Raw genomic sequence first — 24,876 nt, forward strand, 5'->3', positions numbered from 1 at the left:
TCGAACGTACATTCGAAACATTGTCGGACACGCGCCGGGGGGCAACGATGAACGCAGAACTGACCGATACCGCGGCACTGATCAATGAAGAAACGCCGGATTCCACCCGAAGCGACGTAGAGCAACTCGGCTCCGAAATCTGCGCTCTCGCCGGCCAGATCGCCGCGGCCACGGCTCGATTCCTCACCCTCCTGTCGAAGTTCGACGAAGACCGTGGCTGGTCCGGCCCTGGACTGCATTCATGCGCCCACTGGCTGTCGTGGAAATGTGGAATGAGCCTGCACACCGGCAGGGAATATGTTCGCGTCGCCAAAGCGCTCCGACCTTTGCCCGAGATGCGGAAGGCCTTCGAGCAAGGCCGGCTGTCCTACTCGAAGGTTCGCGCACTCACCCGGGTCACCACGCCGTCAAACGAAAAGCAGATGGTTCGGTTCGGATGCGAGGCGCCCGCAGGCCAGATCGATCGTCTCGCCGCAGGTCTGCGTAAAGCAACCGACAATGAATCCGGCAAAAGCAAAGCGCCCGAACATCTTCAGGTCCGCTGGCATTGGGACTCGGATACGGGCGAGTTTGTCATCAAAGGACGCCTGCCCGCACAGGACGGCGCCCGAATCCTCGCAGCATTGGCGGCGGCGGAACGTGAACGCACCCGAACCGCTGCCATCCGCCCTGTCGACGAGAAGGCTACAAAGAACCCGGCCGGAAATATCGGACCAGGACTCGTCGCGATGGCAGAGCTCGCCACCGCCGCAGTCACAGACCGCACGTCCAAGGCCGCCGCGAACGAAGTTGTGTTCTTCCACGAAGCGAACACCGTCCGTGTACCGAGTGGACCCGCGCTCCCCCAAAGTGCCGCCGAGGAAGTGCTCTGCAACGCGAAACTTCGCCTGGGAACGACAAAGGAGGGATGCGTTTTGAATCTGGGCCGAAGGACCCGCGTCGTCAGCGCCAAACAAATGCTGGCATTGAATTACCGCGACGGATCTTGCCGCACACCGGGTTGCGGGCGGACTCGCTTCTTACACGCACATCACGTGAAATTCTGGGGACGCGGCGGAAATACGGACTTGGACAATCTGATCATGCTGTGCGGCACCTGCCACCGCGCGCTGCATGACGGCCAGTTCACGATCACTGCTCTCGGCGAGCAGAAGTTCGAGTTCCTTTACGCCAATGGTGACGTCATCGCCCCAGCACCACCGACCGAGGGATTCGCTGATGGCCTACTGCGCGGAGACATACCCGACGACGCGATCATCCCAAGATGGGACGGCGAGCCCCTTCACCTCGATCACGCGGTCAGCGTCATCCTCGACGGTTGGGCCGCCTGAGGAAACATTGGTCTAGTCCAATCTGAATCTGCCGTGAACAACAGGACAACCCTCACATCCAGGTAGTGCAATTGGTCTAGTCCTATCGCAAGATGCTTAGCGTGACCAAGAAAATCGCACGCACCTCAGCCGCCATCACACTCCTCCTCGCCGGCGCGGTAGCAGCCGGAACTGCAACCGCTGCAGCAATTCCCGGATCATCCGACCTCAATCCGTCGGCCGCCGAGAAGACAGTTGTCATCGGCCTCGACGGCACTATGCTCAGCCACATCAAGACCGCCGACGCTCCCCGTCTCCAGAAGCTGATCGCCGAAGGAACCAGCGGAGAATCTTCCATCCTCGGCCACACCACCATCTCCGGACCGTCGTGGTCGACCATCCTGACCGGAGTCTGGGATACCAAGCACGGAGTCAAGGACAACACCTACGCGGGCGCCCGCTTCGACCTCTACCCGAGCGTCTTCACCCGGCTGGAAACAGCAAAGCCCTCCCTCCTCACCGAATCGATCTCCACCTGGGGCGGCATCGACAACATCGCCTCCAGTGGGACACCGAAAGCCGACGTTGTCGTCACCACGGCCGATGCAGGTTCCGGAGCGGCCACCGACGCTGCGACGGCAGACGCCGTCGCCCGCGAGATCACAGACAAGGGACCTGACCTGATCTTCACCCAACTCGATCAGGTGGACGGCGCGGGACATAGCGGCGGCACCAACGGCGCTGCGTACGAAGAGTCCATCGCCTCGGTCGATGCTCAGGTGGGCAAGATTGTCGATGCCGTCGATCAGCGCGCAGCAAAGACCGGCGAGAAGTGGACTGTACTGGTCACTGCGGATCACGGGCACAAGCCCGCCGGTGGGCACGGCGGTCAGACACCCGCGGAAGCAACGACATTCGTCATAGCACGCGGCTCGGGATACGCGGCCGGTAAGAACACAGACTCGTACACGATCGCCGACATCACCCCGACAATCCTCCAGAGCCTGGGCGTTGCATTGCCTGCCGATCTGGACGGCAAGCCGCTGGCCAAGGAAGCTCCCGGCTTCGTCGGCTCGGTCGACCTGGGATTCTTCGGCTCCTGATCGCAAGAAGGCCCGGGCCACACGGCAGCGTGCCGCAGCAAGACAGCAGCAAAAAGGCAGCAAAAAGGCAGCAAAAAGGTCGGGCCGGAGAGCGTGTGCTCTCCGGCCCGACCTGTTGTGGAGCTGCCGGGAATTGAACCCGGGTCCTACGTTGAATCGCTAGGGCTTCTCCGTGTGCAGTTCGCTAAGTCTCTACTTGGATCTCCCGGTCTCGCGAACAAGCCAGGATGACGATCCCAGTCACTGTTTGATGTCCCATTCGACTCCGTGACCGAGCCGAACAGTAAAGCCCTCTAGCTGATGCCAGGAACCGGGTCGAGGGCAACCCCGGGCTGACAGACACGCTTCGCTACTTAGGCAGCGAGAGCGTAGTCGCGCTGATTGGAATCGGCGCTTATAGGTTTGCAGCGACGCTTACGGTGGTCTCTTGCCTGCACCGACACGCTTCCCCTAACTCAACACACGCAGTCGAAACCGTTCAGCCCCGTGTGTGCCCCGCGTCTTTCGTGGGGCTATTCACTATAACGCGCCGAAGTTCGGAAGTCATACCAATTAATCGGCGGCACTTTCCGTGTCCTTCGCCCCAGCTGATTCCTGCACCCCAGCCGTTTCCTGCACTGCAGCCATCTCACGCTCGGCGGCACCGGTGATGTTGGTGATCATCCCCTGGAAGACGACTCCGTGGAAAGGCAGGATCGCATACCAGTACGCCCGACCCGCGAGCCCGCGAGGGAAGAAGACCGCGCGTTGATCGAGGTGGGAACCCACCGGCCGTCCGTCGGCACCGGCTGGGCCTTCTGATACTCGCAACTCCAACCATGCTCCGCCCGGGACCTTCATCTCGGCGCGCAATCGGAGCAACTTGCCTCGATCGATTTCTTCGACCCTCCAAAAGTCCAGGGCTTCGCCCGTGTTGAGCCGGCGTGGATCCCGCCTGCCCCGGCGCAGTCCGACACCACCGACCGCGCGGTCCATCCACCCCCGAATGGCCCACGCCAAAGGGAATGAATACCAACCGTTCTCGCCGCCGATCGACTCGACCACCGACCAGAGGGTTTTCGGATCCGCCGCGCAGTCACGTTCGCGATGATCGACGTAGACCGCTTCGCCGGCCCAATCCGGGTCGGATGGAAGAGGATCGGATGGAGCGCCCGCAATCGTTGCACCGGACCACGCCGTCTCCACCTCACCGGTGTCGATCTTTCGAAGTGCCAGTCGCACCGCTTCTCGATACGGCGTGAGGCCCTCGGCGGGAGGCGGGATGAAGCTGTCGATGTCGTGATTGTGCATCACCGCGTCGTTCTGCAGGGATTCGATCAGGGGCATCGCCAAACCTCGTGGGATCGGCGTGACCAATCCCACCCAGTGACCTGCCAGACGCGGGGTGAGGACGGGCAGGACGAGGATGCGTCGGCGTACCAATCCAGCGACGTCGGCGTAGGTGTTCATCATTTCGCCGTACTGCATGACATCCGGCCCACCGATGTCGAAGGCGCGGTTGACCTCCGGCGTCGTCGCCGCGGCTGCAATCAAATAGTGGAGTACGTCACGCACCGCGATCGGCTGAATGTTGTTGTGCACCCACTTGGGTGTGGTCATCACCGGAAGCCGATTGGTCAAGTGGCGCACCATTTCGAAGGACGCCGAACCCGATCCGATCACCACTCCAGCTTGGAACACAACCGCCGGAACCTCGGAGTCGAGCAGGATCCGACCGACTTCGAGCCGGGACTGCAAGTGAGTCGACAACTCTCGGTCGGAGGGATGAAGCCCGCCCAGGTAGACGATCCGTCGCACCCCCGCATCGCGGGCAGCGGCGGCGACGTTCTCCGCGCTTCGCTTGTCGATATCCGAGAACGACCCTCCCCCACCCATGGCGTGAACGAGGTAGTAGACCACGTCGATATCGTCGAAAACACCTGAGAGGGTGGCACTGTCGGTCAGATCCCCGCGCTTGATCTCCACCGAATCGTGCCAGGGAACATCGCGTAGTTTCTCCGGGCTGCGCACCACCACTCGAACTCGATGACCCTCTTCGACCAGGCGAGGGGCAAGACGTCCGCCGATGTATCCGGTCGCACCCGTGATCAACACTCTCACTGCGTCCATCACCCCACGCTACGCACAATTCAACTGCGAAGCGCGAGTGCAACCTCGAGGTCGTCGTTGGTCAACATCATGTTGATCCCCGCTCCGGCCTTCGCCCCGGCGGCTGCGGCCATGATGACCTGGGCACCCGGGTCCACGACATTGCCCGCAGCGAACACGCCGGGCACGCTTGTGGCCCCCATCATGTCGACTGTGACGAAATCGCCCATCATCGTCTCGGCGCGCTGCGCACCGAATGCGCGCAAGATCGCATCGTTGGGGTCCATCGTGAGGGCGCCACCGACAAAGACCGCCGAACGCGCGACCACACTGCCGTCGGCCAACCGCACGCCCACCAACCGATCATCCTCGACGACGGGACCGGCAACCTCACCCTCGACGATCGAAATACCGCGAGCCGCAAGCTTTTCCCGATCTTCGGAACTCAGTTCGGTGATGCGATGAAGGAAGAGAACCACGTCATCGGACCACTGGCGAACCATGAGCGCCTGGTGCATCGCAAATTCCGCGCTCCTGGCGATCACGCCGAGCGGCTGATCACGCACGCCATACCCGTGGCAGTACGGGCAGTGCAACACATCGCGTCCCCAACGCTCGCCGAAGACTTCGAGTTCTACCGGTAGGCGGTCCGTCAGACCCGTCGAAACAAGCACCTTGCGCACCTGAATCTTGCTGCCGTCAGCCAGTTCTACCGAGAATTTCTCGCCGTCCCGTGTCACGGAGACAACGGTGCCGTCGTGGAACTCGCCGCCGAATTTGCGGACCTCACCTCGGCCGATGGTCAACAATTCTGCGGGGTTCATGCCGTCACGGGAGAGGAACCCGTTCATGTGGTCGGCGGCCGCGTTCCGTGGCGATCCGTTGTCGAAGACGATCACGGACCTGCGTGCCTGACCAAGGATGAGTGCGGCGTTCAGTCCTGCCGCACCGGCACCGATTACTGCTACGTCGAATGAGTTCTGCGTCATGAATCCAGAATGACAAGAGATCGCGTTCTTGACAAACACTGTTGCCACTTTGGCAAAATAGATCCATGACCGAATCATCGTTCGAAGCCGTTCTAGCCGGCATCGGCCCTCGCCTACGTGCGCTGCGCCAGCAGTCCGAGATGACCCTGGCCGACCTGTCGGAGACCACCGACATCAGCGTCAGCACACTGTCGAGACTCGAATCCGGTACTCGCCGAGCCAACTTGGAGTTGCTGCTGCCGATCGCCAAGGCACATGGCGTCCCGTTGGACGACCTGGTGAACAGCAAGATCAAAGACCCCCGCGTTCGAGAAGAACCTCGAACGGTCGGATGCATGACGGTCATTCCGTTGACCAGTCAACCCGGCAATCTGCAGGCCTACAAGATGATCATCTCCCCCACCGACGACGATCGCGAGCCGGGATCCCACGAGGGCTACGAGTGGGTCTACGTTCTGTCCGGGCGCATCCGACTCCAACTCGGCGACCGGGATTTCATCATGGGGGCAGGCGAGGCCGCCGAGTTCGACACGCACATCCCGCACCGCATCAGTGCTGCCGACGGACGGCCGGCCGAGGCGATCAGCCTCTTCGGAAAACAAGGCGAGCGGGTTCACCTACGCGCAGCGCCGGCCGACAGACGCGGCTGAAACGCTAGGACTGAAAACGCTGGAACTCGAAAAAATCTAGGCGCCCGCGACGGCAATCATGCCGACTGCCGCCAGCGCCAACAGCATTCCCGCTTGTTGCACGCGGCTGACCCGCTCGCCCAGCATCACCATGGCGAGCAGAACCGTCGCAGCCGGATACAGCGAACCGATCACGCTGACCAGTGAGAGCATTCCGCCTTGGAAGGCGTAGATCATCGTCCCGTTCGCGACGACGTCGAGGACGCTGACGTACACCGCGAGCTTGAGTGGCTCGCCTCGTGGGAGAACGAAGTGACCGGCCGCCAGCGCGACCAACCACACCACGACGGTCGCGGCGCCTCGAGAAACGGCCAACGCCCACAGCCCGCTGCCCTCGCCGATCTGGTGAAGTGCGATGAACGAGAGCGCAAATGCGCCACCGCTTCCGACGGTCAGAAGAGCCACTTGTCTGGTGAAGCGGAGGGTGATTCCGCCGGCAACCTCACCCGCGGTGTCGTCAGGCGACTCGCGGCTGACCAGGACGACGGCGACCAGCGCGACGGCAATACCCAGGTACGCGATCAACCCCGGCCGCTCACCGAAAGCGAAGCCGACGAGCACCGGAATGCCCGCCACCAGAACAGCTGTCAGCGGCGAGACCACCGACATGGGGCCGGTTGCCAGCGCGAGATAGAACCACCAGACCGCCAGACCACTCGTGACGCCCGCGATCGCGCCCCAGATCAAACCGTTCAGCGTCAGCGTCCCGGATACGAAAGGTGCTGCGATCAGAACGATGACGAGCGAGAGCGGATACGAGACGATCACCACACGCAGTGCGGCAACTCGTCGTGACGCAACTCCCCCGACGAAGTCGCTGACTCCGTAGGCAACTGCCGCCACGAGGGCAAGCAGGATGGAGGTCAGCGCATGCCCTTGATACGACGACCGAGCTCGCGGGTCACCTCGCGCTCGGCGGTCCGCTTGGCCATGTCCTGGCGCTTGTCGTAGTCCTGCTTACCCTTTGCCAGTGCGAGTTCGACCTTGACCTTGCCGTCGTTGAAGTACATCGACAGCGGGACCAGCGTCTGGTTTCCCTCGCGGGTCTTGCCGACGAGGTGCTCGATCTCACGCTTGTGCAGCAGGAGCTTTCGGGTACGACGTGGCGAATGGTTGTTCCACGTGCCTTGCGTGTACTCCGGAATGTGCAACGAGCGCAACCACACTTCGCCGTTGTCCACGGTGGCGAACGCATCAACGAGCGACGCCTTGCCTTCACGCAGACTCTTGACCTCGGTCCCGACGAGCGCGATACCGGCCTCGTAGGTGTCGATGATCGTGTAGTTGTGGCGTGCTTTGCGATTGGTCGCAATGACCTTGCGGCCCTTTTCCTTCACTGTCCGGGCCTCTCAGTCCGCTGTCTTGCTGTCGAATGGTTCTTGCTGTTCCAGCATAGAAGCTCGTGCAAACCGATTATTCGCGGACGTACAGACGCAGCGTCACGTACGCCGTCACCGCGGCCATTCCGACACCGGCAAGTACGAGGATCGGCGAGACGAACAGCACGTCACTGTTGGATATCCGCGCCACGATGTTTGCTTCGTAGACGTCGGACAGGACCCCGTCGATGAAGACGTTCTTCGCCGTGAACAGCCCGGCAATGGCGAGCACCGCACCGATCAAGGCCGCCACGACGGCTTCGAGGAGGAACGGAAGCTGGGTGTACCAACGCGTCGCGCCGACCAACCGCATGATGTTGACCTCGGTACGACGCGTGAACGCGGCGATCTGGACCATGTTGGCGATCAGCAGGATGGCCGCTATCGCCTGGACGATCGCGATCGCGAACGCTGCGTTGCGCACTCCACCGAGCACGCTGAACAGTCGGTCCACCAACTCGCGCTGATTGAGCACACTCTCGACGCCGGGCCTCGAACCGAAGGTGTCGTTGATGACGCCGAACCGCTCCGGGTCACTGAGCTTGACCTTGAACGACGCCGGGAAGCTGTCGGGGCTCACCAGCGCTGCCAGTTCGGGCTGGTCCTTGAACACGCGCTCGGTGGCGTCCTTCACGGCGTCTTCGCGGTTGAGGTACTGAACCGCGACGACGGACGGAGTCTGCTCGAGTTCCTTGCGCAACGAACTGCAGATCTCCTGCTCGCAACCGGGATCGGCCGAAGAGATGTCGTCGGTCAGGAAGATCTGCACCTCGACTCGTTCGAGGAAGATCTGCTGGGTCTTGCCTGCCATCTGCACGACCAGCAGACCACCGCCGAAGAGTCCGAGGGAGATCGCCGTCGTCAAGATCATGGCGATGGTCATCGTGATGTTGCGGCGTAGGCCGGTCAGGACTTCGCTGAAAATAAAGCTGGCGCGCATCGGGGAATCCGATTCCTTTTCGAGAGGCCGGTTGTTTCACGACAACCGGTGGGCGTACGGGACGTGTGGTCGTAGTCGGCGCTACCTGCCGACGCCGTACACACCCCGCGCTTCGTCTCTGGTCACCTTGCCGAGATCGAGTTCGATGACGCGTCGACGCATGGAGTCGACGATGTGGTGATCGTGGGTCGCCATCACGACGGTGGTGCCGGTGCGGTTGATCCGCTCGAGCAGCAGCATGATGTCCTGGCTCGTTTCGGGGTCCAGGTTGCCGGTGGGCTCGTCGGCGAGCAGCACGAGAGGGCGGTTCACGAATGCGCGGGCGATGGCGACGCGCTGCTGCTCACCGCCGGAAAGTTCGGTGGGCAGTCGATCGGCTTTGCCGGCCAGACCGACCATGTCGAGAACCTCGGGCACAGTGCGCGCGATGACGTTGCGGGGCTTGCCGATGACTTCCAACGCAAAGGCCACGTTCTCGGAGACCGTCTTCTGCTGAAGCAAGCGGAAGTCCTGGAACACACAGCCCATGCTCTGGCGAAGCTTCGGCACGCGGCGGGCCGCCAACTTGTTGACGTGGAAATCCGCGACCTCGATGTCGCCGGACGTGGGCGACTCCATCTTGAGCAGCAACCGCATGAACGTCGACTTGCCGGAGCCGGAGGGGCCGATGAGGAAGACGAACTCCCCCTTCTCCACCTCCACACTGACCTTGTCGAGCGCCGGCCTGGTGGAGGCCTTGTAGGACTTCGACACATTCTTCATGCTGATCACAACTAGCCAGTCTAGCCGTTATCTAACGGTGACCTTGGCGCCACGCGCGAGCACCCTCGTCCTTATCCGGTACCGGTGGTCGCGGGTGACTGCGGCACAGACGTCGGTGCCTGCATCGCCGCGCCAGGTTGGGGAACGGTCGTCGTCGCCGGAGTGGTCGGCACCGTGGTCGCGGACTGTTCGGCGTTGCCCGGCGCAGGCGCGGGACCCGAAGTCGGAGTCGGAGAACCTGAGCTGCCCGTGCTCGATTCCGGAGACTGGGTCTCGGACGTAGTCGTCGGCTCGGTCGAGGACGGCACGGGGGTCGTCGTCGACGGTTTGACCGAGGGCGCGACGTAAGGCTCGGTCTGCGACGTGTCCACGCTGGGCGGTGGTGTCACTGCGGTCGGGTCCTCAGGATTGAGATACGTATGCAACAGATACGTCAATATCCACGCCACGATGAGAATGAAGGTAGAGGTTCGCATCCGGCCGCCGAAAATCCGGGACGGGAGCCAGTCCAGGTGAAACAGTCGGTCGAGTCCGCGGCGCGGTTCCTGATCGGTCATTCGCTCGCCTCCTCGGTCCGTACGGTGTGCAGATCCGGTGACACCGTGATCCCCTGACGTCGCAGTGCTGCGGCGACGCGGACGCGAAGAGCGCGTCCGACCTGGAACTGTTTGCCAGGGAGTGTGCGCGCGACCATCCGCACGTTGACCTGATCGACTTCCAGGCTTTCGACGCCCATGACCGTGGGCTCGTCGAGCAGCAGTTTCTTGAGTCCGCGGTCGGCCATCGCGTCGACTCCGACCTGGCGAAGCACCTCGTTGACCCGGGTGAGATCGGCGGTCGCCGGAACCGGAACGTCGATGACGGCGCGTGCCCAATCCTTGGACAGGTTGGTCGCTTTCACGATCTGCCCGTTGGGAACGGTGATGACCTCGCCGTCGGAGTTCCGCATTCGCGTCACGCGCAGGGTCACGTCCTCGATGACACCCTCGGCGTCGTCGGAGGAGCCGGTGATCGCAAGCCGGACGGTGTCACCGAAGCCGTACTGACGTTCGGTGATGATGAAGAAACCGGCAAGAATGTCCTGCACGACGCGCTGTGCACCGAAACCGAGCGCCGCACCGAGAACGGTCGCCGGCGCGACGAGACTTCCGATCGGCAGGTTCAGTTGGTCGAGAACCTTCAGCGTCGCGATCACGTAGATGAACGTGATGACCACCCAGGTGATGACCTGCGCGACCGAGTGACGATGCTTGGTCGCCTCGGAACGAACCAGCGCATCGCCCAACTGATAGTTGGAGTCGATCTGGTCGGTGACCTTGTTGCCTCCCCAACTGACCAACCGGGCGAGAATCATCGCCCCGAGCACGGTCATGAGGACGGACAAACCGGTGGTTTGAAGCCAATCGAGCAGGTTCTGCCCAGGTCGAAGTAAAGTCATCGTGCCTTTCGGTATCCGAACGCTATGCGGACTGGTTCTCGCTCATGCGCCAGCGGATGCCGGCCTCGAGGAACCCGTCGATGTCGCCGTCGAGCACTGCCGACGGGTTGTTGACCTCGTACTCGGTACGCAGGTCCTTGACCATCTGGTACGGATGCAGAACATAGGAGCGCATCTGGTTGCCCCACGAGCTGCCGCTGTCGCCCTTGAGCGCATCCATCTCGGCGCGCTCTTCCTGACGCTTGACCGCGAGCAGCTTGGCCTGCAGGACGCGCATCGCCGACACCTTGTTCTGGAGCTGCGACTTCTCGTTCTGACAGGTGACGACGATTCCCGTCGGGATGTGCGTGAGTCGAACGGCGGAGTCCGTCGTGTTGACCGACTGGCCGCCGGGACCGGACGAGCGGTAGACGTCGACGCGGATGTCGTTCTCGTTGATCTCGATGTGGTCGGTCGTCTCGACGACCGGCAGTACCTCGACCTCGGCGAACGACGTCTGACGACGCCCCTGGTTGTCGAAGGGGCTGATGCGAACGAGCCGGTGGGTGCCCATCTCGACGGACAACGTGCCGTACGTGTACGGGCCTTTGATCGCGAACGTCGCGCTCTTGAGTCCGGCTTCTTCGGCGTACGACGTGTCGTAGACCTCGACGCCGTAGTCGTGCTTCTCCGCCCAGCGGATGTACATACGCATGAGCATCTCGGCCCAGTCTGCAGCGTCGATACCGCCGGCACCGGAGCGGATGTTGATGAGCGCGTCGCGCTCGTCGTACTCGCCCGAGAGCATGGTCTTGACTTCCATCGCCGCGATGTCGTCTCGCAGGCTCGCGCGCTCGGCGTCGGCGTCGGCCACCGCGTCGGGGCCTTCGTCTTCTGCCAGTTCGTAGAGGATCGGCATCTCGTCGAGTCGCTCGCGTAGTGCCACGATCCGGCGCAGCTCGGCCTGCGCGTGGGAGAGCTGGCTCGTGACCTGCTGGGCGTGTTCCTGGTCGTTCCACAGACCCGGGTCGGCTGCCTGGTGCTCGAGCTCGTCGATGCGTCGGCGCAGCTCCTCGACGTCCACAACCGATTCGCAGGTGCGAAGGGTGGTGTCGAGGGCGTTCAGGTCTGCAATTACGTCGGGATGCACGGTTCTCAAGGCTACCGGGTGCCGACCTCGGGCCTGCCGCCCGTCACGTATTGGGATCACCGGGACTGGAAGCCTTGCCAACGTCGCTCCGAGGGAACCTACTGGAACGATGACTGTCACCGACGAATACCTGCAGAACAACGCCGCCTACGCCGAGCAGTTCACCGGACCGCTCCCCCTCCCACCCAGCAAACACGTCGCCGTACTCGCCTGCATGGACGCCCGCATCGACGTCTATCGGGTGCTGGGAATCAAGGAAGGCGAATCGCACGTCATCCGCAATGCGGGTGGAGTCGTCACCGACGACGAGATCCGATCCCTGGCCATCAGCCAGCGTCTGCTGGGAACTACCGAGATCATCCTCATCCACCACACCGACTGCGGAATGCTGACGTTCACCGACGACGACTTCAAGCGATCCATCCAGGACGAGATCGGCATCAAACCAAATTGGGCTGCCGAATCGTTTCCCGACATCGACGAGGACGTCCGTCAGTCGTTGAAGCGCATCGAGAACAGTCCGTTCGTCACCGCGACGACCTCCCTACGCGGATTCGTCTTCGACGTCGCAACCGGAAAGCTGAACGAGGTCCTCCCCGATTGAGCCGGTAGGTTGTGTACCCGTGACCGATCGCGCATCCGACCTCGCACTCGCCCTCCGTATCGCCGACGAGGCTGACGCGATCACTCGCGCCCGCTTCGGCGCCCTCGACCTTCGAGTGGACGACAAGCCGGACCTCACCCCCGTCTCCGACGCCGATCTGGCTGTCGAGCGAGCAGTGCGCGCGACGCTCGGTGAGCATCGTCCTGCGGATTCCGTACTCGGCGAGGAATTCGGCGGCGACGCAGTCTTCGAGGGCAGACAGTGGGTGGTCGACCCCATCGACGGGACCAAGAACTTCGTCCGCAACGTACCGGTGTGGGCCACGCTGATCAGCTTGCTCGAGGACGGCGTCCCGGTCATCGGCGTCGTGAGCGCACCTGCACTGAATCGGCGATGGTGGGCTGCAACAGGTTTGGGTGCACATACGTCCTTCGGGGACAGTGATGCGCGGGCGATCCAGGTATCCGCCGTCGATCGCAGCGAGTCAGCGAGCCTGAGCTTCTCGAGCCTCTCGGGGTGGAAGGACCGCGGAATTCGCGATCAGTTCGTCGAACTCACCGACCACGTCTGGCGCGTGCGCGGTTACGGGGACTTCTTCTCCTACTGCCTCGTGGCCGAAGGCGCCGTCGACATTGCTGCCGAACCCGAGGTTTCCCTGTGGGATCTGGCAGCGCTCGACGTATTGGTCCGTGAGGCCGGCGGCGCGTTCACCGATCTGGACGGCGGCGCAGGTCCGCACGGCGGCAGCGCGGTCGCCACCAACGGACTGCTGCACGAAGACGTTCTGGCCCGCCTGCGGTAACACCCGAGTACCAGAACATCCCACCCGCCGCAAGGGTCCGAGGGAGGAGTTCCGACAGGCCCGTCGGCAGGATTCGGCACGACATCTCGGCCCGTTGACTGGAAGTAGTTGATCACGCACTACTTCCAGGAGAACGATGAACCGGATTTCCAGGCGCACGATTCTGTTCGGTCTGGCCGCAGCGCCCCTCGGGCTCGCGGTGGGCTGCGGCGCCGACCCGGCAGCGAAGAGCGCCACGTTGGCGGTGGCCGGAACTTCGCGTCCGCTACCGATTCCGCCGCTTGCCGAATCCACCGTCGACGACGCCGGTGTTCGCCACTTCACACTTCGTGCCGGTGCCGGGACCACCGAGATCGTCGCGGGAAAACTCACCGACACTTGGGGTTTCAACGGATCCATTCTGGGGCCGACCGTCCGCGCCGAACGCGGAGAATCTGTCGCATTCACGATCGACAACACACTGGCAGAGCCCACGACCGTCCATTGGCACGGCATGCATCTGCCCGCCCGATACGACGGCGGCCCGCACCAGACCATCGAAGCCGGCGGACGCTGGGAACCGGCGTGGACGATCGGCCAGTCGGCGTCGACGCTCTGGTATCACCCACACCCGCACGGATCCACCGAACGGCACGTGCAGCGCGGTCTCGCCGGACTGTTCCTGATCGACGACGCCGACACGCGGGCGTTGGACATCCCCAAAACCTATGGTGTCGACGATGTTCCGCTGATCATCCAGGATCGTCGATTCCTCGCCGACGGCAGCTTCGACGAATCGGATCCGACCGACATAGGCCTGCTCGGCGACACGATAGTCACCAACGGCATCTCCGACGCCTACCTCGACGTCACCACCGGGGTCGTCCGGTTACGCATTCTGAACGGCTCTTCCGGCCGTCTCTACAACCTGGGGTTCCCCGACGACCGCACGTTCGATCTGATTGCCACCGACGGCGGACTGCTCGAATCACCTATTGCGATCAAGCGGATTCAGCTCAGCCCCGGCGAACGAGCCGAGATCGTGGTTCGCGTCGACCCCGGTGCGACGACCACACTGGTGTCGTTCCCGATCGAGGACGGCGGTGGCGTGAGTTCCTCCGACGCCGAGAACTTCGGCATGAACGACCGCTTCGACATCCTCGATCTGCGGGGCGTTGCCAGCCGCGCGTCACGGTCGACTCTCCCGGCGCAGTTGGCCGTACTGCCGCGTCTGGATCCGTCGAAGGCAAGCGTTTCCCGAACCTTCGATCTGCAGTGGTACATGATCAACGGGCAACGAATGGACATGAACCGCATCGACTTCGAGGCCGAAGTCGGCGCGACCGAGGTGTGGACGATCACCAACAAGGACAACTGGCCACACAATTTCCATGTCCACGACGTACAGTTCCAGATCCTCGACGTCGACGGTCGCACTCCTCCGCCTCACTTACGAGGACTCAAGGACACTGTTTACACACCACCGGGCAGTAGGATTCGCGTCGCGCTGCAGTGGTCCGAGTACACCGATCCCACCTTCCCGTACATGTTCCACTGCCACCTGCAGATGCACGAGGACCAAGGGATGATGGGCCAATTCCTCGTCCTCGAACCGGGACAGAAGGCGGCTCCGATGCAGATGGACATGCCGATGGACATGCCGATGCCTTCGTCTGGTTCGCACTCCGGTCACTGAAAGTTCTGCAAGTGGTACACGGCGAGGCGAACCCGATTGTCGCAACCGGTCTTCGACATCAGGTTCGCCACGTGCGTCTTCACCGTGGTCACACCGAGATGCAGCGTGTCCGCGATCTCCTGATTGCTCTTCCCTTCTGCCACCAGCGCGAGGACCTGCGATTCGCGATCGGTCAACGGAACCTTCTCCGTCGCAGCAGTGTCTGCGATACCACCGATCACCGCTCGATCCACAACGCGGCGGAGAAGTTCCGGAGTGAACACCATCTCGCCCTCGGCGATCCGCCGAATGGCACCGAGCAACTCGGCGGGTTCGGTGTCCTTGACGAAGAATCCCGAAGCCCCCGCGGCGAGTGCGGGATACAGATGATCGTCGTCGTCGAAGGTGGTCAGCACGAGGATGCGCGCTCGACGACCGGCCTTGACGATCTGCTGCGTGGCGCCGATCCCGTCCAGCCCGGGCATTCTCAAGTCCATCAGAATCACGTCGGGATCCAATTCTGCAGCGAGCGCTACCGCCTCGACGCCGTTCGACGCCTCACCGGCCACGGTCATGTCCTCGGCTGCCGCGCACAGCATCCGCAAACCGGCGCGCACAAGTCGCTGGTCGTCGACGATCAGCACGCTGATCACGAGACACCGCCCGAGACAACGAGTGGAATACTCACGTGCACTTCCCATTTCCCGTCACTGTTGGTGCCGGCGGTCATCTCGCCGCCGACCAACTCCGCACGCTCCTGCATTCCCACCAGGCCATGACCTGCACTCCGAGGCGATCCCTCGACGTCGTTGACAACCCTGACATGCACCCGGTTGTCTTCGCGACCGACCGAGACCGATACCAGCCCCTTCTTGTCGCCGTGCTTCATGACGTTGGTCAGTGATTCCTGAATCACCCGCAACAACGTCAGCCTCCCGATCGCGTCGAGATCGGCTGCGCCTGACTCGACATTCTCCTGGGCATCGAAGACTGCCTGCACCTCGAAACCCGCCGCACGCACACGATCTATCGCCGCCTCGATTTCCGCCTCGACGGCATCCGGCTCGACCAGAGCGACCTCACCGAGCGAAGGATCACGAAGTGCGACCAGGAGGCGACGGATATCGGCCAGCGCATCGGACGCAGTCCCACGCACATCCGCGAGGACCTCACGCACGGCCTCGTCCTGGGGCGCCAAGACATGTTGAGCCACGCCGATTCTCAGGACGATCGATGCCATGTGGTGCGCAACCAGGTCGTGCAGTTCGCGGGCGAGCGCACTGCGCTCCGCAGCGCGGGTCTGCGCAAGATTGTTCGCGGCCAATTCACGCTGCGAGCGTAGATACAGCCCGAGCAGCAGTGGCAACCCCACGTACGCAAGCACTTTCACAGCCGTCGTGACAGACCAGAACGCTTCGTGAGATTCGAACCAGATACCCGCGAGCACCGAACCGCACCATCCTGCTGCCGATACGGCAACCATTTCTCTACGCTCGGCCCGCATCGTGACGTCGACGACGGCGACCGCCCCGAGATACGGAACAAGCTCGGACAGCCCCCAGGCGTCGGCGACGAACATCGGAACGGCGAGCGCCGAGATGACCAGGGACGCGAAGACCGGCCATCGACGGCCGACGGCGAAGGCGAGCGCCGACAGCATCGACAGAATCCAGTAGGTGAGGGGAACTCGATACTCCCCCGGATACGTGCTGGCGATCAACAGGCACGGGACCACCACCAACGGCGTGTAGCGCACGTACCGCTGTATCCGATCTGGCACCTCTGTCCGGTTCACCCCTCGAGCCTATGACGCGCATCATTTCGCGGTTTCTCGACAACAGACCTTACTGATGAGTAAGATAAGGATCGTCCAACGCCCCAACACCGAGAAACAGCTGGTGATCATGACCAAGCAAGACAGTGTTGCCCCCGACAAGAGCGCTCAGCGCAGCGAATCGGGCGCGCAGCGCGGCGGCGCCAAGGGTGCGCCCCGCGACACGTCCGCCGTCGGCCTGAACCCGATCAAACGCGACGCCATGGGCGCAGCCATGCGTGTGCTTACCAAGATCACCGGTTCGGAACTGGCCGAGAAGTTCAATCTGCGTCAGACCATCGATCGCGTGACCTACGAGGGCACCAAGACGGGCTTCAAAACCCTGGGTGCCGCCACTCGAGGATTCCAGAAGGTCTCGGGCAACGGCGCACCCAAGCGCCTGCCCGACAACCCGAGCAAGAACGCCGACTACTTCGATCTGACCCCCGACGACGACCAGAAGATGATCGTCGAGACCGTGCGCGAGTTCGCGGCCGAGATCCTGCGTCCCGCAGCGCACGACGCCGACGGCGCAGCGCAGGCACCCGCCGATCTCTCCAAGCGCGCAGCCGAACTCGGCATCACGCTGATCAATGTTCCCGAAGAACTCGACGGAGCAGCTGCCGATCGCGGCGCAGTCACCAATTCTCTTGTCGCCGAGGCACTTGCGCACGGAGACATGGGGCTTGCACTTCCGATCCTCGCACCCAGCGGCGTTGCAGTCGCACTGACGCAGTGGGGCACCGACGCGCAGCAGAAGACCTACCTTCCGGCCTTCACCGGCGAGCAGGTCCCCGGCGCAGCAGTGGTGGTCAACGAACCACGCGCACTGTTCGATCCGTTCGCCCTGCAGACCAAGGCAGTTCGCTCCCCCAGCGGCTACAAGCTCAACGGCGTCAAGAGCTTGGTGCCCGCCGCGGCTACGTCCGAGCTCTTCGTCATCGCCGCAGAACTCGACGGCAAGCCGTCCTTCTTCATCGTCGAATCCGACACCAAGGGACTCGTCGTCGAAGCAGATCCCAGCATGGGACTGCGCGCCGCCGGCCTGGGTCGCCTGATCCTCACCGATGTCGCTGTGTCGGAGTCCGCACTGCTCGGCGACGGTGACGCCGAGCAGCGCAAGGCCGAATACGCCGACGCGATTCGCCTGGCTCGCCTCGGTTGGGCGTCCATGGCCGTCGGAACCAGCCAGGCAGTTCTCGACTACGTGATTCCGTACGTCAACGAGCGCGAAGCGTTCGGCGAGCCGATCAGCCACCGCCAGGCGGTTGCCTTCATGGTCGCCAACATCGGCATCGAACTCGACGGACTGCGCCTGGTCACGCTTCGGGGCGCTTCACGCGCCGAGCAGGGCTTGTCCTTCGCTCGCGAATCCGCTCTGGCCCGGAAGCTGGCTTCCGAGAAGGGCATGCAGATCGGCCTCGACGGTGTGCAACTCCTCGGTGGACACGGGTTCACCAAGGAACACCCGGTCGAGCGCTGGTACCGCGACCTCCGTGCCATCGGCGTTGCCGAGGGCATCGTCCTCATCTGACGCCGCTGAACTTCCAGGAGAACCACGATGATCAACCTCGAACTTCCCAAGAAGCTCAAAGCATCAGCGAACCAGGCACATCAGGTCGCGGCGCAGATCTTCCGACCCATTTCACGTAAGTACGATCTCGCTGAGCACGAGTACCCGGTCGAGCTCGACACCATGGCCGCCATGGTCGAAGGCCTCTCCGATTCCGGTGGAGACATCGGCGGTGCCAGCGGCGGACGGTCCGACGCGAGCGCCAAGGGTGGCAACGCCAACGGCGGCAACATGTCTGCGCTCCTCAACTCGCTCGAAACGTCTTGGGGCGACGTCGGACTCATGCTCTCGATCCCCTACCAGGGGCTCGGCAACGCCGCGATCGCCGCAGTGTCAACCGACGAACAGCTCGAACGTTTCGGCAAAGTGTGGGCCTCGATGGCCATCACCGAACCGAGTTTCGGTTCCGACTCCGCCGCAGTGACCACCACCGCCGTTCTCGACGGCGACGAGTGGGTTCTCAACGGCGAGAAGATCTTCGTCACCGCCGGTGAGCGTTCGACGCACATCGTCGTGTGGGCGTCGGTCGACAAGTCGAAGGGCCGAGCGGCCATCAAGTCGTTCGTCGTTCCGCGTGACGCACCGGGCCTGAGCGTTGCTCGCCTCGAGCACAAGCTGGGCATCAAGGCCTCCGACACCGCAGTACTCCTGCTCCAGGATTGCCGCATTCCCGCGGACAACATCCTCGGCAGCCCGGAGGTCAACGTGGAGCAGGGCTTTGCCGGCGTCATGCAGACGTTCGACAACACCCGGCCCCTCGTTGCAGCCATGGCCGTCGGCGTCGGACGCGCAGCTCTCGAAGAACTGCGCGGCATCCTGACCGAAGCCGGTGTCGAGATCTCCTACGACACACCGGTCTACAACCAGCATGCAGCTGCAGCCGAGTTCATCCGTTTGGAAGCCGACTGGGAGGCCGCGTACCTGCTGTCTCTGCGCGCGGCGTGGATGGCCGACAACAAGAAGCCGAACTCGCTCGAAGCGTCCATGTCCAAGGCGAAGGCCGGCCGCACCGGCACCGACGTGACGCTCAAGGCAGTCGAGTTGGCCGGCACTTACGGCTACTCGCAGCGCCCGTTGCTCGAGAAGTGGGGCCGCGACTCGAAGATTCTCGACATCTTCGAGGGCACCCAGCAGATCCAGCAGCTGATCGTCGCACGCCGCCTGCTCGGAAAGTCGTCCGCCGAACTGAAGTGACGGTCGCACGGACCAGATCCCGAAACACTCCGCCCCGCCACCTTTCGAGGTGGCGGGGCGGAGTGCTCGGTCGCCATCGTGAAACTTCACCACCGAAACCTGATTGCGCATTAGTGTGTAATCAGTCCTACAACGACGCTCGGAAGAGGTTCACGTATGCCCGGATTGGTCACCAAGGTCACTGACACCATCGGCGCGGCGGGGGTCATGTTCCGAGCCGGACTCGTCCCGTTCCCTCGCCTCGATCGCGGGCTCAAATCCATTGCAGCCGTGGACAAGTACGGACCCTTTGCCGGGCCGGTCCATGCACACGCCGAGAACGGCTACGATGCGGTGGCGGTCATCGACGAGCGCGGACCCATCACCTATGCCGAGCTCGAGCGTCAGAGCAACGCGTTGGTCCGGGCGTGGCAGGCCGACGGCATCACCTCCGACTCCGTCATGGGTGCGATGTGCCGTAACCATCGAGGCTTGGTCCTGACCATGCTGGCGGCAGCAAAGAACGGAACGAAGCTCGTTCTCATGAACACGGGCTTCGCTCGGCCCCAACTCGTGGACGTCGCCGCGCGGGAGAAGGTGGTCGCCTTCGTCTACGACGACGAGTTCGCGGACATCGCCGATGCCTTGCCGGACGACGTCGTCGTCTATCGTTCCTGGCCAGAGGGCACGGCCGCTGACGGTTCCACGGCAGCCACTCTCGACGAGGCCATCGCCGGACGCACCACGTCGTCGGTGCCGGCACCCGAGAAGAACGGTGGCTTCGTCCTCCTCACCAGCGGCACAACGGGAACTCCCAAGGGTGCGCCGCGTGGCCACACCTCCCCTCTCGCGTCGGCGCAGTTCCTCGACCGCGTGCCGTTGCGCCGCGGACAGACCATGATGATGGCGGCCCCCGCCTTCCACGGAACCGGTGTCTCGCAGTTCGCTCTCGCGTTGGCGCTCGGCCAGACCGTCGTCATGCATCGAAAGTTCGATCCGGAGAACACGATCAAGCTTGTCGCCCAGTACAAGTGCGACAGTCTGGTCGTGGTCCCGACGATGCTCACTCGCATCATCGACCTCGGTCCCGACGTGCTGTCCAAGTACGACACGTCGAACCTGAAGATCATCTTCTCGGCAGGTTCGTCACTCTCACCCGACCTGTGCAAGCGAGTCACGGCCTCGTTCGGGTACGTCCTCTACAACCTGTACGGATCCACCGAGGTCGCAGTGGCCACGGTCGCGACTCCCGAGGATCTGACCATTGCGCCGGGAACCGCGGGCCGCGCTCCGGTGACCTGTCACGTCGAACTGTTCGACGAGAACAACAAGAAGATCACCACCCCACACACGATCGGCAGGATCTTCGTCGCCAGCGGGCTGAGCTTCGAGGGATACACCGACGGGCGCGACAAGGAACGTATCGACGGACTTCTCTCGACCGGCGACGTCGGACACTTCGACGCCAACGGCCTCCTCTTCGTCGACGGCCGCGACGACGACATGATCGTCTCCGGTGGCGAGAACGTCTACCCGCTCGAAGTCGAGAACCTGCTCGCCGATCGCGAGGACGTCTTGGAAGCGGCAGTCATCGGAGTCGAGGACGCCGACTTCGGGCACCGTCTGCGAGCGTTTGTCGTCGTGGCCCACGGCGCCGACCAGAACTCCGACGAGCTGAAGGATCACGTCCGGTCGAATCTCGCGCGCTACAAGGTTCCCCGCGAGATCGTCTTCATCGACGAACTTCCCCGCAACGCCACCGGAAAGCTGTTGCGCCGCGTCCTGATCGAGATGGAGATCAGCGAAGACTGAGCACAGTCACAAAGCGCTGAGCGTGCGGATCAATTCCGCCTCGTCGACGCGAGTGGAGTGCCCGTCGCGGAGCACGACCTCGCCCGCAACCAACACCGTGTCCACTATCTGACGACTGCCCGTCGTGAGAATGGACGCGCCCGGATCTCGCACCGGGAGGCAACCGAAGTCGCGTTCGAACCGAATCATGGTCAGGTCGGCGGGATCACCCACGGAGATCCCGCCGGACCTGGCCGGCAGACCGAGTGCTGCGTTTGCACCGCCGGATGCGATGTCGATCATGGCTTCGAAGCCGAGCAGGTCGGCGCGGCCGCGCGCGGCTCGCTGCACGTAGGCGCCGGTGCGCAGCGTCTCGAGCATGTCCTGAGTATCGTTGCTGGCTGCGCCGTCCACACCCAACCCCACCGCGATCCCCGCGTCGAGGAAACTCGGGACGGGCGCGATTCCGCTACCGAGGCGCATGTTGCTGACGGGGTTGTACGACACTCCGACGCCGCGCTCCGCCAGCACCTTCTGACCACGGTCGTCGAGTTCGACGCAGTGGACCGCCAGCACCCGGTCCCACAAGAACCCATGGGAATCCAGGTAGTCGACCGCGTTCATGCCCGCGTGTTCGGTACACATCGTGTTGTCGGTCTGCGTCTCGAGCAGGTGAATCGAGACCGTCAGGTCGCGAGCCTGCGCGAACTCACGCACTTCCGACATCCCATCCGGGGTCAGCGAACGTGGGTTCGGTACCGCGACTGCCACGTCGACGCGGGAACCTGCGACGTCGCGCATCATCTGATCCGTATGTGCGAGAACGTCTCCGAGTGGTTGCAAGAGCCGCGGATCGAAGCCCCACTTCCTCGTCTTGTCCGCCCGGTCTGCGGTTCCGCGTCCCAGTACGGCACGAATCCCGGTGTCGTGCAACGCCCGGATCACAGCGTCGTGAACCTCGCTGGACGGATGCGGCCACATGTGTTCGACCAGGGTGGTCGTACCGCTGCGCAATGCCTCCAGCGAGGCTGCGACAGTGGCCGTGTATGCGCGCTCCGGCGTGATCTGAACCGACTCTTCTGCGACCGCGAGCAGCCATTCGAGAAGCGGTGTCCCTTCGGCGATCCCACGCATCAGTGACTGCTGAAGGTGCGTATGGGTGTTGACGAAGCCAGGGATCAGATACGCCCCCGATCCGTCCACACTTCCAGGTGTGGCGGTGCCGGTCGACTTCTCGATCGATTCGACCACCCCTTTCGAGACGACGACGTCGTGGCCGGTCAGCCATTGCCCGCCGCTGTACAACGTCACGTCCCGGATGATCGCGTCGGTCATGTTCTTGGGCGCGGTAGTCATCGCCAGTTCTCCTGAAAGTGTGTGACGGAACGGATACGGATCAACGCGCGAAGTTCGCGCGTACTCGCTGGTCGATGTAGTCCTCGGCAGTGATCGGCGGGTACTTGCCCGCCGGCCCCTCGATGGTCACGTCGCGGTTCGCCTGAGCGAAGAACGCGAGGCTGTAGCGGGCTCCCCGATAGTCGGTGACTCCGGGACTCTTGACTCGATGAAAATTCGACGGCAGGACGTCATCACTCCATCTCATCAGCATGTCGCCGATGTTGCAGGTGATCGCTTCCTCAGCCGGCACCACCGACGTCCATTCCTGGGTGTCCATCTCCTTGCCCGGGCACAGTTGCAAGCCGCCCTGACCGTCACGCTGGAAAAGCAATGTCAGGCAATCGAAATCGGTGTGTGCTCCGGCACGCCACATCCCTTCGACATCTGCGTCGGCGGCAAGGGGGAAGTAGTGGAGTAGTCGCAGTGTGCTCTGGTAGGTGTCCACCGACGGGTCATGTGCCCTGGTGAAGAAGTCTCGTTCGAATCCCAGCTTCTCGGCGAAGCACGACAACAGGTCCATCGCAATGCCCCAGCACTTGGCTTCGAAGTCCAGGATCGTTTCGCGGAATCCGCCCAATTCGTCTGCAGTGGGCCACAGATCACCCATATGCGGGCGGGTCACCTGGTAGGACTCTTTCTGATCAGGTGTTCCGATGGACGGACGCACCTGCGTCATGCTCTCCCAGCCGGAGTTGAAACCCTTCTTGAGCGGATACTGCGCTTTGACCTCGGTGGGCAGTGCAAAGAATCGCTCGGCCGCCGCGAAGGCCTCGCGGACCTGGTCCAGATCGATCCCGTGATTGACGATTTGGAAGAATCCGATGTCGGTCGCTGCCGACCACAACTCCTCGGCGATCTCGCTGCGCCGGTTCTCGAAATCCGAGAGATCGATTCTTCGGACCTCGCGGTCGGTGGTCTCCGTGCCCAGGCCACCCATGCGGGTCTCGCGGTTGAGTTCTGTCATGTCGTAAGTCATTTGCTGTCAGCTCCTTCAGCGGATTCCGATGGACCGATCGGTGAACTTGTCGGTGTAGATCTCTTCTGCAGTCAATGACTGCGGTATCGCCGCACCCCCGGCGTTCAGGATGGGCTTCAGTTCTTCGACGGTGTGAGCGACTCGCGTCATGTCGAACGTGCCGACGGATCCGTCTGCCTCGTTCGCGATCAGGCCCTTCTCTTTCAAGAGTTGGGCACTGAACGCTGCTTCACCCTCGGTGTAGGGAGAGAACGACACGTCCTGCGAGACGACGTCGACAATGGCAGCATTCGCCGTATCCGGCGCAGTGATGTAGTCCGCGGTGGCCTGCTGAATGATCGGAACCAGCTTGCTCAAACACGGGGAGAGTGTCTCGACCTTGTCGGCACGAACGGAAACATTGGACGCGTAGATGTCGAAACCCGAATCTTTCAGCAGGTCATAGGAAACCGGCTTGTCCCACGCCGGCGTCTCCTTCTCGTACGTGTACGGTTCCGAATTCGCGAATCCTTGCTGAGCGATGGTCGGGTCACCGACAAATCGCGAGGGAGCTCCGTCGTAGCTCGTGTCGAGCTGAGACTGCTTCAGTAGGCCTTTAGCCACGAGCCACTGCGGAAACAGTTGCTCCTTGGAAACGACGACACTCGCGTCGGACTTGCCGATATCGGCAACACTCGCCCATTCCGGATGAGACTCTTTGTCCCACATGAGGATTGCCGGGCTGTACTTGAGCAATGGCGTGACGGCCACAACGGGCTGACTTGCCGCTGCCGCGATCACCTGATCGCCGTGCACCAAGCCGAGAGTGATCGAATCGTCGACGTACATCTGGGAGCTGACGGATTGGAACCCGATTGCCGGTCCCCCGGCCCGCAAGGTCAAGTCGACTCCGGTGTCCTTCCCTCCGGCGACAAGAGTCCCACTGACGGACTTGTCGTCGGTGTCGACCGAATAGCCGGGACCAAGCATCTCGAAGAGCGCCCCCATATCCGACTGTGGCTGCCATTGGAGTTGAACCACAACGTTTTCCGGACAGAGACCCGCTAGGTTCTGAGCCTCGGCAGCTGGTTCGAGAGATTCAGCCTTGGCCGTCTCAGCCTCACTGGAGCTGCACGCAGTCAATCCGATGGCTGCACACATGGCCAGTGCCGCGCCCGCCGCTCCCACACTTCTGCGATTGGAATGCACCTTGCGATTTGAATACACAGCGTCTCCTTCGTGAAAACAATTGGGATGTGGGCGAACCAGGAAGGGTGATCCGATGA

23 protein-coding genes and 1 other RNA gene are annotated in these 24,876 nt (G+C 62.9%); 9 read left to right on the forward strand and 15 right to left on the reverse strand.

All coding sequences use genetic code 11. The annotated features are described in order from the left end of the window. Positions 1-47: 47 nt before the first annotated feature. Together G4D79_RS23110 and G4D79_RS23115 are read left to right on the forward strand one after the other, a co-directional pair. On the forward strand, positions 48-1,331 hold the full coding sequence (locus G4D79_RS23110; RefSeq protein ID WP_214514427.1) for an HNH endonuclease signature motif containing protein: 1,284 nt from the start codon (positions 48-50) through the stop codon (positions 1,329-1,331). Positions 1,332-1,423: 92 nt separating this feature from the next. Next, on the forward strand, positions 1,424-2,413 hold the full coding sequence (locus tag G4D79_RS23115) for an alkaline phosphatase family protein (protein ID WP_250887565.1): 990 nt from the start codon (positions 1,424-1,426) through the stop codon (positions 2,411-2,413). A gap of 115 nt (positions 2,414-2,528) precedes the next feature. Here G4D79_RS23115 and ssrA read toward each other — a convergent pair. From ssrA to G4D79_RS23130, 3 genes are all read right to left on the reverse strand, one after another. Beyond that, positions 2,529-2,899: a transfer-messenger RNA gene (gene ssrA, locus G4D79_RS23120) on the reverse strand. Between the two features lie 66 nt (positions 2,900-2,965). After that, positions 2,966-4,522 carry an SDR family oxidoreductase gene (locus G4D79_RS23125; RefSeq protein WP_214514429.1) on the reverse strand — a complete coding sequence of 519 codons (1,557 nt, stop codon included), beginning with the start codon at positions 4,520-4,522 and terminating at the stop codon, positions 2,966-2,968. A 20-nt stretch (positions 4,523-4,542) separates the two neighbouring features. Beyond that, positions 4,543-5,490 (reverse strand): NAD(P)/FAD-dependent oxidoreductase, encoded by a 948-nt coding sequence (locus G4D79_RS23130; protein ID WP_050655138.1) that lies wholly within the window; start codon positions 5,488-5,490, stop codon positions 4,543-4,545. Between the two features lie 65 nt (positions 5,491-5,555). Here G4D79_RS23130 and G4D79_RS23135 point away from each other — a divergent pair, with 65 nt between their 5' ends. Beyond that, a complete protein-coding gene (locus G4D79_RS23135) occupies positions 5,556-6,140 on the forward strand; it encodes a helix-turn-helix domain-containing protein (RefSeq protein ID WP_075832891.1) in 585 nt (194 codons plus the stop codon). Between the two features lie 36 nt (positions 6,141-6,176). Here the strand turns inward: G4D79_RS23135 and G4D79_RS23140 are convergent, their stop codons facing one another. The 7 genes from G4D79_RS23140 to prfB form a co-directional block, all read right to left on the reverse strand. After that, positions 6,177-7,034: a DMT family transporter gene (locus G4D79_RS23140; RefSeq protein ID WP_075832889.1), complete on the reverse strand. Its 858-nt coding sequence runs from the start codon at positions 7,032-7,034 to the stop codon at positions 6,177-6,179. Between the two features lie 8 nt (positions 7,035-7,042). Next, entirely contained in the window at positions 7,043-7,516 is a 474-nt protein-coding gene (smpB, locus tag G4D79_RS23145) for an SsrA-binding protein SmpB (protein ID WP_003942330.1), read from the reverse strand. 76 nt (positions 7,517-7,592) lie between these two features. After that, positions 7,593-8,498, reverse strand: a complete 906-nt coding sequence (ftsX, locus tag G4D79_RS23150) for a permease-like cell division protein FtsX (RefSeq protein WP_003942367.1) — start codon at positions 8,496-8,498, stop codon at positions 7,593-7,595. 81 nt (positions 8,499-8,579) lie between these two features. After that, on the reverse strand, positions 8,580-9,260 hold the full coding sequence (gene ftsE, locus G4D79_RS23155; RefSeq protein ID WP_020969258.1) for a cell division ATP-binding protein FtsE: 681 nt from the start codon (positions 9,258-9,260) through the stop codon (positions 8,580-8,582). Between the two features lie 71 nt (positions 9,261-9,331). After that, positions 9,332-9,817 carry a hypothetical protein gene (locus G4D79_RS23160; RefSeq protein ID WP_007731286.1) on the reverse strand — a complete coding sequence of 162 codons (486 nt, stop codon included), beginning with the start codon at positions 9,815-9,817 and terminating at the stop codon, positions 9,332-9,334. Continuing rightward, on the reverse strand, positions 9,814-10,698 hold the full coding sequence (locus G4D79_RS23165) for a mechanosensitive ion channel family protein (protein WP_003942304.1): 885 nt from the start codon (positions 10,696-10,698) through the stop codon (positions 9,814-9,816). Before G4D79_RS23165 ends, G4D79_RS23160 begins: the two co-directional genes overlap by 4 nt. Before the next feature lie 22 nt (positions 10,699-10,720). Next, positions 10,721-11,827, reverse strand: coding sequence for a peptide chain release factor 2 (prfB, locus tag G4D79_RS23170; RefSeq protein ID WP_003942364.1), 1,107 nt, complete (start codon positions 11,825-11,827; stop codon positions 10,721-10,723). Positions 11,828-11,936: 109 nt separating this feature from the next. On the opposite strand from prfB, the gene G4D79_RS23175 reads away from it, so the two are divergent. The 3 genes from G4D79_RS23175 to G4D79_RS23185 all read left to right on the forward strand — a co-directional run bounded on the left by G4D79_RS23175 (position 11,937) and on the right by G4D79_RS23185 (position 14,908). Further along, positions 11,937-12,431 (forward strand): carbonic anhydrase, encoded by a 495-nt coding sequence (locus G4D79_RS23175; RefSeq protein ID WP_007731285.1) that lies wholly within the window; start codon positions 11,937-11,939, stop codon positions 12,429-12,431. Between the two features lie 19 nt (positions 12,432-12,450). Then, positions 12,451-13,233: a histidinol-phosphatase gene (gene hisN, locus G4D79_RS23180; protein ID WP_007731284.1), complete on the forward strand. Its 783-nt coding sequence runs from the start codon at positions 12,451-12,453 to the stop codon at positions 13,231-13,233. A 136-nt stretch (positions 13,234-13,369) separates the two neighbouring features. After that, on the forward strand, positions 13,370-14,908 hold the full coding sequence (locus G4D79_RS23185) for a multicopper oxidase family protein (protein ID WP_214514430.1): 1,539 nt from the start codon (positions 13,370-13,372) through the stop codon (positions 14,906-14,908). On the opposite strand, the gene G4D79_RS23190 is transcribed toward G4D79_RS23185, so the two are convergent. Together G4D79_RS23190 and G4D79_RS23195 are read right to left on the reverse strand one after the other, a co-directional pair. After that, positions 14,902-15,540 (reverse strand): response regulator transcription factor, encoded by a 639-nt coding sequence (locus G4D79_RS23190; protein WP_047271656.1) that lies wholly within the window; start codon positions 15,538-15,540, stop codon positions 14,902-14,904. The two genes, G4D79_RS23185 and G4D79_RS23190, sit on opposite strands and share 7 nt — an antisense overlap. Further along, positions 15,537-16,682 (reverse strand): sensor histidine kinase, encoded by a 1,146-nt coding sequence (locus G4D79_RS23195; RefSeq protein WP_270007978.1) that lies wholly within the window; start codon positions 16,680-16,682, stop codon positions 15,537-15,539. Before G4D79_RS23195 ends, G4D79_RS23190 begins: the two co-directional genes overlap by 4 nt. 103 nt (positions 16,683-16,785) lie before the next feature. Between G4D79_RS23195 and G4D79_RS23200 the strand changes: the two genes are divergently transcribed. The 3 genes from G4D79_RS23200 (at position 16,786) to G4D79_RS23210 (ending at position 21,258) form a co-directional block, all read left to right on the forward strand. After that, a complete protein-coding gene (locus tag G4D79_RS23200; RefSeq protein ID WP_003942317.1) occupies positions 16,786-18,234 on the forward strand; it encodes an acyl-CoA dehydrogenase family protein in 1,449 nt (482 codons plus the stop codon). 27 nt (positions 18,235-18,261) lie between these two features. Then, positions 18,262-19,467 (forward strand): acyl-CoA dehydrogenase family protein, encoded by a 1,206-nt coding sequence (locus G4D79_RS23205; RefSeq protein WP_003942363.1) that lies wholly within the window; start codon positions 18,262-18,264, stop codon positions 19,465-19,467. A gap of 156 nt (positions 19,468-19,623) precedes the next feature. Beyond that, positions 19,624-21,258: an acyl-CoA synthetase gene (locus tag G4D79_RS23210; protein WP_042450089.1), complete on the forward strand. Its 1,635-nt coding sequence runs from the start codon at positions 19,624-19,626 to the stop codon at positions 21,256-21,258. Between the two features lie 6 nt (positions 21,259-21,264). Here G4D79_RS23210 and G4D79_RS23215 read toward each other — a convergent pair whose 3' ends face one another. The 3 genes from G4D79_RS23215 to G4D79_RS23225 are packed head-to-tail and all read right to left on the reverse strand — an operon-like array spanning position 21,265 to position 24,817. After that, positions 21,265-22,593 carry an amidohydrolase family protein gene (locus G4D79_RS23215; protein WP_073512803.1) on the reverse strand — a complete coding sequence of 443 codons (1,329 nt, stop codon included), beginning with the start codon at positions 22,591-22,593 and terminating at the stop codon, positions 21,265-21,267. Positions 22,594-22,633: 40 nt separating this feature from the next. Beyond that, the gene (locus G4D79_RS23220) at positions 22,634-23,611 is read right to left on the reverse strand and encodes an isopenicillin N synthase family oxygenase (RefSeq protein WP_003942293.1); all 978 of its coding nucleotides are present in this window, start codon (positions 23,609-23,611) and stop codon (positions 22,634-22,636) included. A 15-nt stretch (positions 23,612-23,626) separates the two neighbouring features. Further along, entirely contained in the window at positions 23,627-24,817 is a 1,191-nt protein-coding gene (locus tag G4D79_RS23225) for a hypothetical protein (RefSeq protein WP_007731279.1), read from the reverse strand. Positions 24,818-24,876: the final 59 nt, after the last annotated feature.

Source organism: Rhodococcus sp. WY5 (assembly GCF_018588185.1).
Classification (GTDB): domain Bacteria; phylum Actinomycetota; class Actinomycetes; order Mycobacteriales; family Mycobacteriaceae; genus Rhodococcus_F; species Rhodococcus_F qingshengii.

Bases quoted from the DNA above. Each gene is read 5' to 3' on its own strand.
- G4D79_RS23110 (WP_214514427.1), top strand. From the start codon at position 48: ATGAACGCAGAACTGACCGATACCGCGGCACTGATCAATGAAGAAACG.
- G4D79_RS23115 (WP_250887565.1), top strand. From the start codon at position 1,424: ATGCTTAGCGTGACCAAGAAAATCGCACGCACCTCAGCCGCCATCACA.
- G4D79_RS23125 (WP_214514429.1), bottom strand. From the start codon at position 4,522: ATGGACGCAGTGAGAGTGTTGATCACGGGTGCGACCGGATACATCGGC.
- G4D79_RS23130 (WP_050655138.1), bottom strand. From the start codon at position 5,490: ATGACGCAGAACTCATTCGACGTAGCAGTAATCGGTGCCGGTGCGGCA.
- G4D79_RS23135 (WP_075832891.1), top strand. From the start codon at position 5,556: ATGACCGAATCATCGTTCGAAGCCGTTCTAGCCGGCATCGGCCCTCGC.
- ftsX (WP_003942367.1), bottom strand. From the start codon at position 8,498: ATGCGCGCCAGCTTTATTTTCAGCGAAGTCCTGACCGGCCTACGCCGC.
- ftsE (WP_020969258.1), bottom strand. From the start codon at position 9,260: ATGAAGAATGTGTCGAAGTCCTACAAGGCCTCCACCAGGCCGGCGCTC.
- G4D79_RS23160 (WP_007731286.1), bottom strand. From the start codon at position 9,817: ATGACCGATCAGGAACCGCGCCGCGGACTCGACCGACTGTTTCACCTG.
- G4D79_RS23165 (WP_003942304.1), bottom strand. From the start codon at position 10,698: ATGACTTTACTTCGACCTGGGCAGAACCTGCTCGATTGGCTTCAAACC.
- G4D79_RS23175 (WP_007731285.1), top strand. From the start codon at position 11,937: ATGACTGTCACCGACGAATACCTGCAGAACAACGCCGCCTACGCCGAG.
- G4D79_RS23185 (WP_214514430.1), top strand. From the start codon at position 13,370: ATGAACCGGATTTCCAGGCGCACGATTCTGTTCGGTCTGGCCGCAGCG.
- G4D79_RS23205 (WP_003942363.1), top strand. From the start codon at position 18,262: ATGATCAACCTCGAACTTCCCAAGAAGCTCAAAGCATCAGCGAACCAG.
- G4D79_RS23210 (WP_042450089.1), top strand. From the start codon at position 19,624: ATGCCCGGATTGGTCACCAAGGTCACTGACACCATCGGCGCGGCGGGG.
- G4D79_RS23215 (WP_073512803.1), bottom strand. From the start codon at position 22,593: ATGACTACCGCGCCCAAGAACATGACCGACGCGATCATCCGGGACGTG.
- G4D79_RS23220 (WP_003942293.1), bottom strand. From the start codon at position 23,611: ATGACTTACGACATGACAGAACTCAACCGCGAGACCCGCATGGGTGGC.